The sequence below is a fragment of the Lentisphaera profundi genome (genome assembly GCF_028728065.1).
Classification (GTDB): domain Bacteria; phylum Verrucomicrobiota; class Lentisphaeria; order Lentisphaerales; family Lentisphaeraceae; genus Lentisphaera; species Lentisphaera profundi.
The window spans coordinates 54,368-68,594 of sequence record NZ_CP117812.1 but is presented as its reverse complement, the minus strand read 5'-3'; the positions used below and the strand labels follow the sequence as shown (position 1 = coordinate 68,594).

The 14,227-nt window shown below is 41.9% G+C and carries 8 protein-coding genes and 1 tRNA gene; 8 read left to right on the top strand and 1 reads right to left on the bottom strand.

Features of this window, described 5'->3' with window-relative positions:
- Positions 1-101: 101 nt before the first annotated feature.
- Positions 102-3,680: a proline dehydrogenase family protein gene (locus PQO03_RS11770; RefSeq protein ID WP_274153390.1), complete on the bottom strand. Its 3,579-nt coding sequence runs from the start codon at positions 3,678-3,680 to the stop codon at positions 102-104.
- 171 nt (positions 3,681-3,851) lie between these two features.
- Between PQO03_RS11770 and PQO03_RS11765 the strand changes: the two genes are divergently transcribed.
- The 8 genes from PQO03_RS11765 (at position 3,852) to PQO03_RS11730 (ending at position 14,222) form a co-directional block, all read left to right on the top strand.
- Positions 3,852-5,927 (top strand): ornithine cyclodeaminase, nickel-pincer nucleotide-dependent, encoded by a 2,076-nt coding sequence (locus tag PQO03_RS11765; protein ID WP_274153389.1) that lies wholly within the window; start codon positions 3,852-3,854, stop codon positions 5,925-5,927.
- 451 nt (positions 5,928-6,378) lie between these two features.
- Positions 6,379-6,987: a BamJ family beta-barrel-assembly machinery protein gene (locus tag PQO03_RS11760; protein ID WP_274153388.1), complete on the top strand. Its 609-nt coding sequence runs from the start codon at positions 6,379-6,381 to the stop codon at positions 6,985-6,987.
- Between the two features lie 151 nt (positions 6,988-7,138).
- On the top strand, positions 7,139-7,579 hold the full coding sequence (locus PQO03_RS11755) for a hypothetical protein (RefSeq protein WP_274153387.1): 441 nt from the start codon (positions 7,139-7,141) through the stop codon (positions 7,577-7,579).
- 149 nt (positions 7,580-7,728) lie between these two features.
- A tRNA-Gly gene (locus PQO03_RS11750) sits at positions 7,729-7,800 on the top strand.
- A gap of 124 nt (positions 7,801-7,924) precedes the next feature.
- Positions 7,925-9,304 carry an efflux transporter outer membrane subunit gene (locus tag PQO03_RS11745; protein WP_274153386.1) on the top strand — a complete coding sequence of 460 codons (1,380 nt, stop codon included), beginning with the start codon at positions 7,925-7,927 and terminating at the stop codon, positions 9,302-9,304.
- A 13-nt stretch (positions 9,305-9,317) separates the two neighbouring features.
- The gene (locus PQO03_RS11740) at positions 9,318-10,826 is read left to right on the top strand and encodes an ABC transporter family protein (protein WP_274153385.1); all 1,509 of its coding nucleotides are present in this window, start codon (positions 9,318-9,320) and stop codon (positions 10,824-10,826) included.
- Positions 10,819-12,882 carry an ABC transporter transmembrane domain-containing protein gene (locus PQO03_RS11735; protein ID WP_274153384.1) on the top strand — a complete coding sequence of 688 codons (2,064 nt, stop codon included), beginning with the start codon at positions 10,819-10,821 and terminating at the stop codon, positions 12,880-12,882. The genes PQO03_RS11740 and PQO03_RS11735 overlap by 8 nt, the downstream gene beginning before the upstream one ends.
- The gene (locus PQO03_RS11730) at positions 12,879-14,222 is read left to right on the top strand and encodes an HlyD family type I secretion periplasmic adaptor subunit (protein ID WP_274153383.1); all 1,344 of its coding nucleotides are present in this window, start codon (positions 12,879-12,881) and stop codon (positions 14,220-14,222) included. The genes PQO03_RS11735 and PQO03_RS11730 overlap by 4 nt, the downstream gene beginning before the upstream one ends.
- The last annotated feature ends 5 nt before the right edge of the window (positions 14,223-14,227 follow it).

The window sequence follows — 14,227 nt, the reverse complement described above, 5'->3', positions numbered from 1 at the left end:
AATTTAATCTAAACTCAGTCAGAAACTACTACTAATAAAGATGATTTACAAGGATCTCTCCGTTCATTGCTAGCGATCACAATAAATGTACCCCGCGATACTTAGGAGAGAGAAAACCCCTGCTCACTATTGCCGTAGCGATGGTAATCAATACTGAGGGATTGAGAGTGAAAATAATGTAGCAACTCGAGTCTACCTGTTGAATAAACGGGGCAGGCTTGCAAAGGAATAAAGCGCTCCGCTGCCTCACGAAGCCAAGCTTCTGGCGCTTGATGGATGAGTCGAATCCGTCCCATCGGTGATACTTTTAAAGCTTGTGAAAAATCGTCTTCGTCTAAAATATTAAGCTCAAAAGTAAAGATTTTTATCAAGCTTTGTAGATTAAGCCGCTCTATATCTGTGCTTTTAGCAAAGACTCGCAAGTTTGCGACTCCCGCAACTTGTGCCGCAGATAAAACTTGACAGACTTCAAGGATTGAATCGCTGCTCTGAAGGGCCAAATGCATAACTTTTAACTTGCGATAACGAAAAATATTTGCCTGCCCAGCAATGCCTTGCTGATCGTGATTTTGACTGAACTCATCTTCATAAGCTTCTTGGTACGACGCTATTGAACGCGACCAGAAGTCGAGTTCTTTTTTAGATAAGAACTCTTGCAATGACTCCCCTAGGGCATGTACTGCCATACATTTATGTTCGTGCTCAAGTTGTTCATGAATTTGACAAAATTGCAAAAGATAATTGGGTCCTCCTGCTTTGAATCCACGACCAAAAGAAGAGTTTTTATAGCCCCCAAAAGCCTGACGTTCCACCATCGCTCCCGTAATGCCTCGGCAAATATAAGTATTGCCCACCTCAACTTTCTCCAAGAATAATTGTTGCTCCCTTTCGTCCAAACTGTGGATTCCTCCAGTGAGGCCATAGTCACCCGCATTTATCAGTTCTATAGCTTCTTCCAAATCCTCATAAACGACGAGGCCAAGTACTGGACCAAAAAGTTCCGTACGATAAGTCACTGATTCAGGCGTGACACCCAACTTAATTCCTGGACTCACTAAATGAGCCGAGTCCTCGTGCAAGACTGGCTTGAGCAACCAAGTCTCTGCTTTTTCTAAAGATTCAATTGCATGCAGTAATTTGCCCTGCGCAGGCTGAATCAGTGGTGTAATAAAAGAGCGTTGATCACTGACTTGACCTACCGTGCGCGATTGCGCCGCATCCTTAAGCGTTTCCAAAAACTTAGGGTCTTGATAGAGAGACTGATGAATAAAGGCCAAAGAACAAGCTGAGCATTTCTGACCTGAATAAGCAAAGGCCGAATCCACTAAGTCCTTAATCGCCAAATCTCTATCGCTGAGCTCACTAATAATCATCGTATTTTTGCCCCCCGTCTCAGCCATCAAGTGGAGTCCTGGTCTCATTTTCATGAAATACTGTGCCGTTTCAGTTGCTCCTGTAAGCACCACTGCATCTATACGTGAATCTTTAATTAAGCTGGAACCCTGTGGCTCATCTTCACAGCTCACAAACTGTAAGTCACATGGATCAAAGCCCGCTTGATGAAAAATATTTAGTAATTCGTAGCCCACCAATACCGCTTCTGGTGCGGGCTTAAAAACACAGGCATTGCCCATGATTAAAGCGGCTGCAATACCTCCTGTTGGAATCGCTAGCGGGAAATTCCATGGCGAACAAATCAATACGCTACCCAAGGCCTGCATCTTCAAATTGGGCAAGTGCTGCCATTGAGCCATTGAGCGGGCGTAGTATTCACAGAAATCTATTGCCTCGGAGACTTCGCCATCGGCTTCTAAAGAACTCTTGCCCACATCTGCCATAAGAAGTGCACACAAATGGAAACGCTTGTGGCGCATGATTTCCGCTACTTTAAGTAATTTATCTGCCCTTTTAGGCCAATCGTCAAAGACAATCAGCTTCGTTTGATTTTGCGCACATCGCAAAGTCTTTTCTATCGCCGCCGCATCGGCTAAACTATAATCATAAAATTCTTTCCCCGTATCGGGGCTTATCCCTGAGGCTGTTTGTTTACTGTGTATTTCTTGGCCATTAATTATTAGCGGAATAGGGCTCGGATGGCTTGACTCTAGGAGCTCGTTCACAGTCTTTAGCGTTTCACCTCTTAAGCGATGGATATTTGACTCCAAGACAAAATCCGTATTCATTTCATTATGAAAATTTTCTTCTAGCGTGGTTTTCTTTAATATTGGCAGATGATTGCGCCGCGATGATGAGTCAATCGCCTCAAGGCCTTCAATACCCCGTAAAAAAAACTCACTCTGCTTAGCAAAACTCTGCTGATCGCCTAGAAGTTTAAAGGAATGACGCAAAAAGTTCTCCTCTGCGCTCTGCTCATCAAGGCGTCTAATGAGGTAAGCCATTGCATTATTAAACTCTGAGGCCCGAGCCGCGGGGCAGTAAAGCACCGTTTTGCCGCTCAATAAATTGATAATTCGATGAATATGTGGTGCCATGCCTTCTAGCATTTCAAACTCGCAGTAGGCCTCCACTCCATTTTCTGCTATCAAAAGCAAAGCATAAGATAAGTCAAAAAGATTATGCGATGCAATGCCGATATTCAGTGATCTTACATTCTCTGGACGCAAGGCGAGATGAAGCATTTTTTTAAAATGGCTATCCACGGATAATTTATCGGGAAACGGGGCCGGCACACTACTATCTAAAGCCGCCTCAAGTTTTTCCATGGCTAAGTTCGCACCTTTAACGATTCGTAGTTTGAGTGGGACTCCCCCACGATCACAACGTTTTTGAGAAAAAGCGATGAGCTCTTCGAGCAAGGCATAGGAGTCGGGCAAATAAGCCTGTAGCACAATTCCTGCTCGGTATTGCAAAAATTCATCTTCATCAAGAACTTCTTTAAAAACTTCATAACTTAAGCGCAGGTCGCGATATTCTTCCATATCCAAATTGATAAAGCAGGCTTGCTCATCTCCAGCATTTTTTATTGCCGCACGATAAAGGCAACGCAAGCGACCGGCCAGGATATCCACGCTTTGATGCCATGCGCGAGTATTAATCTGTGAGTAGATGGTGGAGATTTTTATCGACATGTACGCGATCTGATGCTTTTCTAGATCCGCAATATAAGTCTCTAGACGGCTATGAGCTTCTGCTTCGCCTAGGATCGCTTCACCGAGACGATTTACATTGCTAATCACTCCTTGATCTTTTCTTTTTTGAACGTGGCTCAGCAAGCCAGTCTCTTCACCTGGAAAAATAACCCCCGCTGTTTTCTTACGTATTAATCTCTTGATGAGTGGCACCAAGCGCTGTTTCAAGAATAGTGGCGAGCTCTTAAAAACATCAATTTCCACTCTTGCCCAGTGATCAAGGAAACTCGGCGTACCGTATTTTTTTAATAAGTAGCCAATCTGATCGGCTATGCGCTTAGAATTTTCACTGCGGAAACATTGATCGTGCATTGCCGTGCTAAAAGCTTTGCCCTGCGGATCGTCGAACATGCGCGCTAGTTCTTCATCTCTTAACCTTTCGTCATCATGACGCACTTTATCCGCTTGCTCTAAAATGAGCCTACTTAAGTCGACCGCCTGCTGCCCTCGTTCTAAGCTCGATTTTATCTCAGGCGAATTCGCACTTTTTACAAATTCGAGAATTCTTTCAATGTCTTGATTTTGATTCATTAGCAGTACATCGACTCGATTAATTTAAAATGTCCCCCTCTAAACTAAACACGGTAGAATCATAAAATGAAAAAAAACTCCCCGCAAAATTTTGCTAAATGACTATTTTCCATCAATCGCCAGATGTATATTAGGTGAATACGCGTTTTTAAACTTAGGAGTCCTACTCTTATGAAAAAGCAAAAAATAGTCATGTGCCGCCCGGATTATTTCGGCGTCAATTATGAGATCAATCCCTGGATGGAAGGTCAGATTGGGCGAGTCAATCGTGATCTAGCTCGTGATCAGTGGAACTACCTATATAAAACTTTAGCTCAATATGTAGATATCCACTGCATACCAGCGCAAGAGGATATGCCGGATTTAGTCTTTACCGCTAATGGCGGGCTCAGCTTAGGCGAAAATATGATACTCTCACGCTTTCGCTTGACTGAACGCCAAGCAGAAGAAAGCATCTTTTACGATGAATTTAATAAGCTCCACTATCAGCTAAGCGATTTCGGACGATCATTGAGTTTTGAAGGTGAAGGAGATGCGCTTTTCCAAGCGAATGAGCGCCTTTTATGGGCCGCTTACGGGGTTCGATCTTGCCTAGAAGTTCAGCTCCACATTATGAAATCTTGGCAGATTGAAGTCATTCCACTACGACTGATAGATCCCCGCTTTTACCATTTGGATACCTGCTTTGCGCCGCTCTCTGCTGGTGAAGCCCTCTATTTTCCCAATGCCTTTGATGCTTTCTCCCTTAGTGAAATAGAACAACGCATAAGTCCCGCAAATCGTATCCTAGTCAGCGAAGAAGATGCCTGCCAATTCGCCTGTAATCTCTTTAATATCAAAGAACATATTTTTACAAATGCCATGAGTCCTGAGCTCATTGAGAAACTGAATGATCGAGGTTATCAAATCCATATCTGTGCTGTGAGTGAATTCATGAAAGCTGGCGGTGGGGTCAAATGCTTGACCATGAAACTCGAGCAGCAAAACATTGTTGCCGCGAGTCCCTCCGCTAATCTGCAATCTACGATTTGTACGGCGCATTTAAAACTATCTGGTCACCTACTCGACTCGGGTGAACTTTCTGAGATTCTGAATTGCCTTGATCGTGGGGGGCTCAGTTTTGAATTGATTAAGCTTGTCCCCGCACTGCGTACGGATCAAGCCTCTCATGCTAAGCTAAAAATTTGCGCGCCTAATCAAGTTCGCATGGATGCCGTATTAAAAGAATTATTGGGCCAAGGCGTAGAATTAATGACCGCCTCCTTGCAAGCACAGTTTGCTCCCTCACCAAAAGACGGCGTCGCACCTGAAAACTTTTATAGCACGAGTATTTATCCCACTCAAGTACTCTGTGGAAGTCAATGGCTTGAACTTCAAAATAGGCGCATGGATGGGGTCATTATCCTGAGTGCTGATCAACAACAAATATCTTGCCAAGTCTTACGCGATATCAAAGAGGGCGATCAAATCTTAATTGGCGACCAAGGCCTCAAAGTAGATAAGCCCATTACTCCAGATCAAAATACCGAGAGCTTCAGTTTCATGAGCAGTGGCGTTTCTAGCGAACGCCGTGTCGAAGGTCAAATCGAAGCACTCGCCAATGAAATGAAAAAACTGAAAACCGCTGGTGCTAAAATTGCAGTCGTTGCTGGCCCCGTGGTCGTTCATACTGGTGCAGGGATTTACCTCGAGCAAATGATCCGCGCTGGATTTATTGATACTTTGCTCACCGGCAATGCGCTCGCGGTCCATGATATTGAGTACAACCTCTTTGGCACCTCTTTAGGTGTGGATCTACAAAAGGGCCAAGCTATTGCGGGAGGCCATCAGCATCACTTGCGCGCCATCAATCAGATCCGCCTCGCAGGTTCCATTGAAGAAGCCGTCAAGCAGAAGGTCATTAAATCCGGAATCATGCATGCTTGTGTGCAAAATAAAGTTGACTATATCCTTGCTGGATCAATTCGCGATGATGGTCCCCTACCCGATGCCATCATGGATCTCATTGTCGCTCAAGAACGCTATGCCGAGGCCATCAAAGACTGTAAAATGATTCTCATGCTCTCCACCATGCTGCATTCTATTGGGGTTGGTAATATGACTCCCTCTGAGGTCCAGCTTATTTGTGTCGATATTAATCCCGCAGTGGTCAGCAAACTCGCTGATCGAGGCAGCTTAGAGGCCGTGGGAATAGTTACCGATGTTGGCTTATTCTTACAAAGGCTTGCTAGCGCTCTTGAGGTCTGAATTTATTTAACGCTTAGGTCCTCATCACAAAACGGAATTAATGGGCAGAACTATGAAGCCTCTAACAACATCTACACCATGACATTGGCTAAAGGTAAAACACTCCCGGAGGTGCCTTCTAGTCACCACTATCTTCGCTTGATGGTTAATAACTCTATTAATCCTTACAAATTTGGGGAGTGCTGATAAGTTACAGGCGACTGACGGTCCTGGACATGGTGTAACCATCGGCTTTGAACTCATTTTTAAATCTTTGGATTTGCAGTTCACACACAAACTTTGGGTCGACCTATTATTTGCTAATCGATAAACTCAATCTTATTTCCTGAATGGACTGTAGGTGATTTAAGCTCAGCTTACTGCGTTCTCCACGAGCTCTTTCCTTGCTTAACTTGACAGCTTGAGCTCTAAGCTTATACTCACGCAGTCAAACATATAACAAGGAAAAGACATGAGTACAGACCAAGATAAATTGTCTGCCATTATTGGCCGTCAAATTTTTGATAACCTCAAAGGCCAAGGCCTTGCCGAAGAACTTAATTTCACTGCTCTCGGAGCTAGTATTCTCGAAGCTTCTGAAGGTAAAGATAGCCCATTCACTGCAGAAGACGAGCAAGCCATTTTCGGTGAGCTTCAAGAGCGTATGCAAGCTAAAACTGCTGAGCAATCCAAGCACCTTGCAGTTGCTGGCCAAGAATTCTTAGCTGAAAACGGCAAGAAAGATGGTATCATCACAACTGCGAGTGGTCTTCAGTACCGCGTTGTCAATAGTGGTGATGGCCAAACTCCTTCTGCTTCATGTACAGTAGAAACTCACTACGAAGGTCGCCTCACTAATGGCGAAGTTTTCGATAGCTCATACCAACGTGGCGAAACAGTATCTTTCCCAGTTAATGGCGTTATTCAAGGCTGGCAGGAAGCTCTTCAGCTCATGAAAGCTGGTGACAAGTGGGAACTTTTCATTCCTTACGAACTCGCTTATGGCGCAGCTGGTAGCCCACCTAAAATCGGTCCTTGTGAAACACTTGTATTCGATATCGAGCTTATTGCTGTAAAATAATTCAGCACTCAAGTTTCTCTAAAAGCGCCGTTTACTTAAACGGCGCTTTTTTATGGCCTCAAGGATCGTATTTAAATTGCTAAGAAAATTTTAAGTTCAAACTTAATCACATATACTTAAGAGAAAGTAAATAAGCTTGAGGCCCCCACTAATGATCCATCATATTTCAATCCCCACACTCAAGCCAAAAGAAACCGCTCTCGTCCTTCAAAAAATCTTCAAGGGTAAAATCACGGATTTCTCTCCTACACCGAATGCTTACATGCTGTGGTTTGGTGACGACTTTGGCTCTGCTTTAGAAATCTATCCCGCCGATACCAGCCTGCGCCCAGGCAATGCCACGGAAGCCTGTCATTTTCAAATTCAAGAAACTCCGCACTACACTGCCGTACACGCTGCTATTTCTTGTGATCTGTCCACTCAAGAAATTTTAAGTATCGCAAAAGAGCAAAATTGGCATGCCGCAGAATTTCGTCGTGGATCTTTTCGCGTGGTGGAATTTTGGATTGATAATCACTTCATGCTCGAATTATTGACTCCCGAAATGGCTCAAGAATACCTACAAATGACTTATAAACATAGAGATAAATAAAATAAGCTCTTGGCTACCTAAAGTCCGCTCGCTCTCTCTTGAGCTGAGTTCATTAACTTCACCCTAAAAACACAAATAGAAAAAAACAGTTTTTTTCTTCAAAGCCAGTTGATCAAAATAAAACTGTGTGTATTATCATCCTCAACAACGCGAGTGTAGCTCAATGGTAGAGCATCACCTTGCCAAGGTGAATGTTGTGAGTTCGAGTCTCATCACTCGCTCTTAAGCCCAAAACTTCGGTTTTGGGCTTTTTTTTCTGCTAATTTGTAAAACCTACTGAAAAAAGTAGTGCAACGGTAGCCTCCACAATTATATTATCCTCATATAATATTTTGGGAGTTAAATATGAAAAACACTTTTATGGCACTCAGTGCCACTCTAGCTATGGTTTCCTGTGGAAACATGAAAGATGTAGAAACGAAGCAAATTAATAAAAAAAATGAGATTTCTAAATCTGTCGAAAATGATGCAAAAGCAGATTTTACTTCAAAGAGTCCATTCAAAATTAATAAAGATTGGTGGCAAGCTTTTGATGATCCCACATTAAATGACCTTATCTTACAGGCAGTAGACCAAAACTTAGATCTTAAATTATTAGTTAAAAGAGTCGATCTCGCTCGCTTAGCTGTGTCTGATGCTCAGTTCGACAAAATCCCAAAACTTAGTTCCAGCATCTCTCAGCCTGGATCTACTAGTAGTGATGATGGCAACTTCAAATCTCGTTCAAAATTTAATGCTCATGTGAGCTGGGAAGCCGATATTTGGGGCCGCTTAGAAGCCGCTAGTCGCGGTGCTTTAGCTGAATACAAAGCTACTGAAGCCGATTACCGCGGCGCCTACCTAAAAGTCATCAATGACATGGCGAATATCTACTTCAATATTCGCATGCTTGATGAACAACAGTCACTTCATGAATGGGCTATTAAAGATACTGAAGAGATTTTGCGCATGTACGTCAATAGAGAAAAAATTGGTCTCGCAAATAAAGAACAAGCATCATCCCAAAAAGCGGAAGTACTCCGTTTAAAATCAGACTTAGTCAATATTGAACGTCAACGAGAAGTCCTCGCTATGCAACTCAATCTGCTACTTGGTAGAGCTCCTCATGCGATTACGCTTGAACATCAAAAAATGACACAAAGCATAAGTATTCCAGAGCCTCCAAAAGAATTGAGCTTTTCACTTATCTCGCGACGACCCGACGTTATTGCCGCTGACTTACGTTTACGTGAAGCTTACTTTAACGAAGAGTCCGCAAGAGTGGCACGCCTTCCCCAAGTCTCTGTAGGTCTAGACTACACAATGTCCTCTGCAAGCTTAGCGAGCATCACCGATAATTGGGTTCTTTCAGTTTTACCTAAAATCTCTTTCCCTGCACTTGATCCTGCTACTAAAGTTGAACTTGAACGCCGCGGAGTTTTTGTTGAATCAAAACAAATAGAGTACAAAAAATCTCTACTCTCCGCAGTTAATGATGTTGAAGAAGCAATAATGAACATCAAATACCGCCGTCAGCAATTAGCCATCGAAAAAGAACGTACTAATCAATTGGAAGTCTCTTACCAACAAACGATGAAACGCTTTGAGACTGGACTTATTTCACATCTTGAAGTATTTGAAGTTGAGCGGACGCTAATCAATTCAAAGCAACGTTACTTGGATAACTACCGTGAAGTTCTCTCTCAAACTTCGAAAGTCTTTATAAGCCTAGGTGGTGGATGGTAGGACGAAATTTATCATGCCCAAAACAAAAACTATAGTTCCTTTTTTAAACATCCATCTAGATGTCTTAGCGGCGTCTTTTATGATTAATATCCTAGGCTTAACTGTTCCTATTGTCATGCTTCATGTCTACGATAGAATTTTAGGTAATAATTCCGTTTCGACCGCTTTATTACTTTTCTCAGCAGCTTTTATCGCTGTTGTAATCGATGGCTTATTCCGCTATCTAAGGGCCTTAGTACTGCAGATCTATAGCGAAGCCTATGCACTTGATGCTCCCATTCTATTAGCCGATAAAATAATGACTTCATCGAAAGAGTATAGCCCCATTCGAGTTCGTACTTTTTTTGATAAATTAAATATCCTCAAAAACAATTATTCCGGCCAAAGCATTGTCGCTTTACTTGACTTACCCTTCGTGTTTTTCTACCTTTATATCCTCTGGTTTTTAGCTGGAGATGTGGCTTTAGTTCCTGGAGTTCTCTTCATCATTGCGATCATCAGCAGTCTTACTCTTTCCCGTTACGCAAAACGAATATCGCTTACAAAAGAAAGCAATGAACAAAACCTCCAAGCACGACTGTATGGCTTTTTCTTTCATCTTGATTCAAAGAAAAAAAATAATTTAGTTGCTATTGAAGAAGCGCAACTAAACAACATCCTAAGCGATCATATTTCTAACACGACTCGCCAGGCAGCACTTCAATCTCACCTGAGCTCCATTATCCAAGTCCTTAGTCAGCTCTCCACCATATCCGTCATTAGCTTTGGTGCTTACAAAGTTATTCAAGGAGAGTTAACTACGGGAGCCCTAGCAGCTTGTTCTATCTTGGCAGGGCGTTGTATTGCTCCCGTAGGTGCATTACTCAACACCGGTGTACGCTTACAGGAAAATGCCCTCGCAAAAGAAGAGCTGAGTCATTTTGAAAACCAAGATTTCAAAGAGTTTTTTCAGATTCAAACTATTAGTATTCACAGCACTCCCTGCATTGAAGGTGTTTACCTTCTCGATAATCTTGACGATTTTGATTTAAAATACAATAATCATAGAATTTCAGAACCTGACTTTATTAAAATCGACGGCCATTGCCCTTTGTTTTCAGGCACCATAATTGAAAATTTAACTGCCTTTAAAAAAATCTACGCCAGTGAGGCCTTGGATTATGCAGGACAACTCGGACTCCATGAATATTTCAACAAGCTCCCCAAGGGCTACGAGGATCCTGTTAATAACGATAGATTCGATTTCTATGACAAGTCAACCAAAATACAAATCGCTCTTATTCGAGCTCTGATTTCTAATAAAAAATTTATTCTCATTGAAGATATTTTAAGCTCTTTTGACCCCGCTTCTCGTTGGCGTTTCATCAGTTTCATTCACTCATTAGATGATTTTATGATTTTAGTAAAGGATCCTCTGATGTTAACTAAGAATGAGTTTCTTCTTGAAGAAAAGAAGCAAGCAGAAGCGAGATCCGCACAAAAAGCTGCTTTGATGGCAGCAATGGAGGTCGCTAATGCATAACTCAGAAAAAATTTATCAAGATGTCATTGAACTTATTGAATCGCTTGAACAGGATCATGCGTGCTTAAAGACCCTACCCATCATTTTAAGCGCTGTTAATTGGCAAGGAACCTCCAATCAATTGGCGAGCATCATCAGTCAACAACCAAAACTTGATTCGAGCTCCATTCATCTCATTCTTCTTAGCCTGGGTTACGTACTCGAAGAAAATAAACTCTCGCAAACTCCTCTTGATCATATTGCCATTGCAGAGATCAATCAAGAAATGCTTGTTATTCTAGAAGATAAAGGGGATCAACTACTCGTTCACAACGGAGAACAACTATCTGCTATTGACCGTCCGCATAAAGTCAATGTTTTTAAAGTCCTTGACTTGACTGATCACTCAGCTAAAATCCGTTCTTGGTCCTGGACCAGCCTACAACTGTTTTGGCCGAAAATCATATTAGCTTTGGGGATCTCATCTATCTTAGGCTTCTTAGCTCTTGTCATTCCGCTCTTCACCAGACACGTCTATGATATGGCCATTCCTTCAAAGTCGATTAATACTTTAAGCCACTTAGCTTTTGGGGCTGTTCTAGCAATGATTTTTCTGTTTAGCTTCCGCTTTGTTCGTGTGAGATTGGCTGCTAATATTTGTCGCTCATGGACCTATAAACTCACTTTATCATATGGCCGAAAAATCCTTAATTTACCTTTTCTACAAAGTGCTAACCAACCCTACCAAAACCTGATTGGTCGTTTTAAAGAAATCGATGCCATCCGTAGTTTTTTCATTAGTAATTCAGGCTTATCACTCTTAGATATACCTTTCTTAAGCATTTCACTCATTACTATTTTTATCACAGGAGGATGGTTAGTTCTTGTGCCTTTAATTTCGATTGTCATTTATGCCCTAATTATTCCTTTCTTTAATAAACTCATAAGCCAATCCTCGATGAGTTCTTCTTATGCTCAGAAGGAAAAGCTTAATCTCGAAATAGATTTGGCTCGCCATGCTCAGCAACTCGAGGCCGCCGCGCTCAAAAATTCTTGGTTAGCACGCTATCATGACTTTAATAAAATTAGCGTCAAGGCAAATCGCACTCAAATCAAGCTGTCTCAGCTCATGCAAAACTCATCATATGTATTGAGCCAATTTACGAGTCTCGCCACAATGGCCACGGGTATTTATTTAGTGATGGATCAAAAATTAACTGCTGGCGACCTCATTGCGGCGATGATGCTCGCTCGTCGAGTGACCTCACCTATACAGTCCTCCGCTATGTCTTTTGGTCGCTTACCTAAATTCAAAAATACGCTCGCACAAATTGATCGTTATATTCCCATTGAAGACGAAAAATCTTCCGGAGAAAACATCTTTACTGAAACTGCGGGCTTTAAATTTGATAATGTCGTTTTCCGCTACAACAATAGCCAAGATCCTGCTCTCGCTGGGGTTAGTTTTGAGTCAGAAGCTAAGAGTACCACGGCCATTGCAGGTCCTAATAATAGCGGAAAATCAACTCTTATAAATATCCTCACAAAAACTATTGATGCCCAATCAGGCAAAGCTATGATCGGCACTAGTAATTTAAAAAATATTAATGCTTATCATTTTCGTGATGAATTATCTTATGCGGGTGAGTGGGTTCCACGGTCTCACATCTCTATTATAGATTTTCTTCATGAACTCAATCCTCAGTGCTCATTAGAGAAAATCAAAAGTTTATGTGAGGCCCATTTGTTCACTAAAGAACTTCTTGATTGCGGTAAAACTTTAGAAACTGAATTGGCTGACTTAGATGATCCCTATTTAAAGAGACACCTCTCAGTGATGAATATCTTTATTAAAGATGCCCCCATTGTACTGCTAGACATCAATCTGAGCGCTCATTATCCTAAAGAAAAAGCGCTCTTCATCTATTTACTTGAACAAATTCATGGACATAAAACAATCTTCTTCACAACCCTCTGTGCCGAATTAATGCAACTCGCCGATAACGCTCTTATCCTTGATAAAGGATCAGTCGCTCACTTTGGCCCTATTGAAAAAAAACCTGAGGTTTCCGCATGAAAAAAAATCAATACAAAGAAATTATTGAACTCGCTAAAAACCAACCACAAACTGTTTTTAACGAATCTTCTCTCAATCATCTCGACTCCAATAAAAAAGCCATCTCTACAGTTATTATACTCACCACCATTTTTATTTGTAGCGGTATTTTTTGGGCCGCAAGTACCTCAATTGATGAAGTCACCAAGACACATGGGCAAGTCATTCCCGTTGGTGACCTGCAAATTATTCAGAGTTTAGAGGGTGGGCAAATAACAGAACTGTTCTGTAAAGAAGGCGACATTGTTGAGAAGGGACAACTGCTCTTAGCCTTTGACCCTGTTCATGCCTCCACTGAATTAAATCGCCTCAGTACTAAACAAATTGGCCTACAAATAAAATCTGAGTTACTCAAAGCATTTGTACAGGAACGCAAACCCGATTTTACCCAATTAGAAAAAAAATATCACCACCTCATTGAAGAAGAAAGAGAAGAGCTTCTCGGTCGTAATAAAGCACTCTTTTCCTCCATTGCGGTTGAAATGGAAAAATCAGATGCAATCCAAGAACAAATCAGGGGAATTGATCGTAAATTACCCGCTTTGAGGAGGCAGGCAGCTGCAGATAAAGAAATCCTCAAAATGTATGAAGATCTCGAAAAAGCTGACTCCGTCTCTAAACTCGAGATTCTCAATGCGCGGAAACAAGAAGCCGAAGTGAGTAACCGTTTAATTAGTGCTCAAAATAATCGCAAAAATCTAACTGAGCAGCTAGAAGGCGTAGAAGCTAATGTCGACAAAATAAAACGCTCGTTTTTTTCTGAGGCGCTTCAATTGCGTAGCCAAGTCTTAGTTGATCTCGCTGGACTTACGGAACAAATCAAAGAATCCAGTTCGAATCTTGATAAAAATACACTTAAATCACCTATTGCTGGCATTATAAAAAGCCTCCCCCGTAGCTCTATTGGCTCCGTCATACCTGCTGGTGGCGTCGTCGCGGAAATTGTCCCCATCAACACGGGTTACAGTATTGAAATTAAAATCTCACCAAAAGATATCGGCTTTGTCAAAACTGGCCAAAATACTCAAGTAAAACTAGATACTTACGATTTCTCACGCTATGGCTCTATTGAAGGGACAATTACGCGTATTTCACCGACGACTTTTTCCGACGAACGAGGAGGTCTTTTCTACAAAGGTTGGGTAAGTCCCAAACAAGTTTACCTTGGAAGCATCAAAGAACACAAGCTCTTGCCCGGCATGACTTCCGAAGTCGATATTATTACCGGCAATAAAACAGTCTTTCAATATTTATTAAAACCAATTTATACCACTCTTGAGAGCGGTTTACACGAAAGGTAAGGAGT

What these genes read in the sequence shown, in the direction of transcription:
- PQO03_RS11770 (WP_274153390.1), bottom strand. Translation starts at nt 3,680, where the DNA reads ATGAATCAAAATCAAGACATTGAAAGAATTCTCGAATTTGTAAAAAGT.
- PQO03_RS11765 (WP_274153389.1), top strand. Translation starts at nt 3,852, where the DNA reads ATGAAAAAGCAAAAAATAGTCATGTGCCGCCCGGATTATTTCGGCGTC.
- PQO03_RS11760 (WP_274153388.1), top strand. Translation starts at nt 6,379, where the DNA reads ATGAGTACAGACCAAGATAAATTGTCTGCCATTATTGGCCGTCAAATT.
- PQO03_RS11755 (WP_274153387.1), top strand. Translation starts at nt 7,139, where the DNA reads ATGATCCATCATATTTCAATCCCCACACTCAAGCCAAAAGAAACCGCT.
- PQO03_RS11745 (WP_274153386.1), top strand. Translation starts at nt 7,925, where the DNA reads ATGAAAAACACTTTTATGGCACTCAGTGCCACTCTAGCTATGGTTTCC.
- PQO03_RS11740 (WP_274153385.1), top strand. Translation starts at nt 9,318, where the DNA reads ATGCCCAAAACAAAAACTATAGTTCCTTTTTTAAACATCCATCTAGAT.
- PQO03_RS11735 (WP_274153384.1), top strand. Translation starts at nt 10,819, where the DNA reads ATGCATAACTCAGAAAAAATTTATCAAGATGTCATTGAACTTATTGAA.
- PQO03_RS11730 (WP_274153383.1), top strand. Translation starts at nt 12,879, where the DNA reads ATGAAAAAAAATCAATACAAAGAAATTATTGAACTCGCTAAAAACCAA.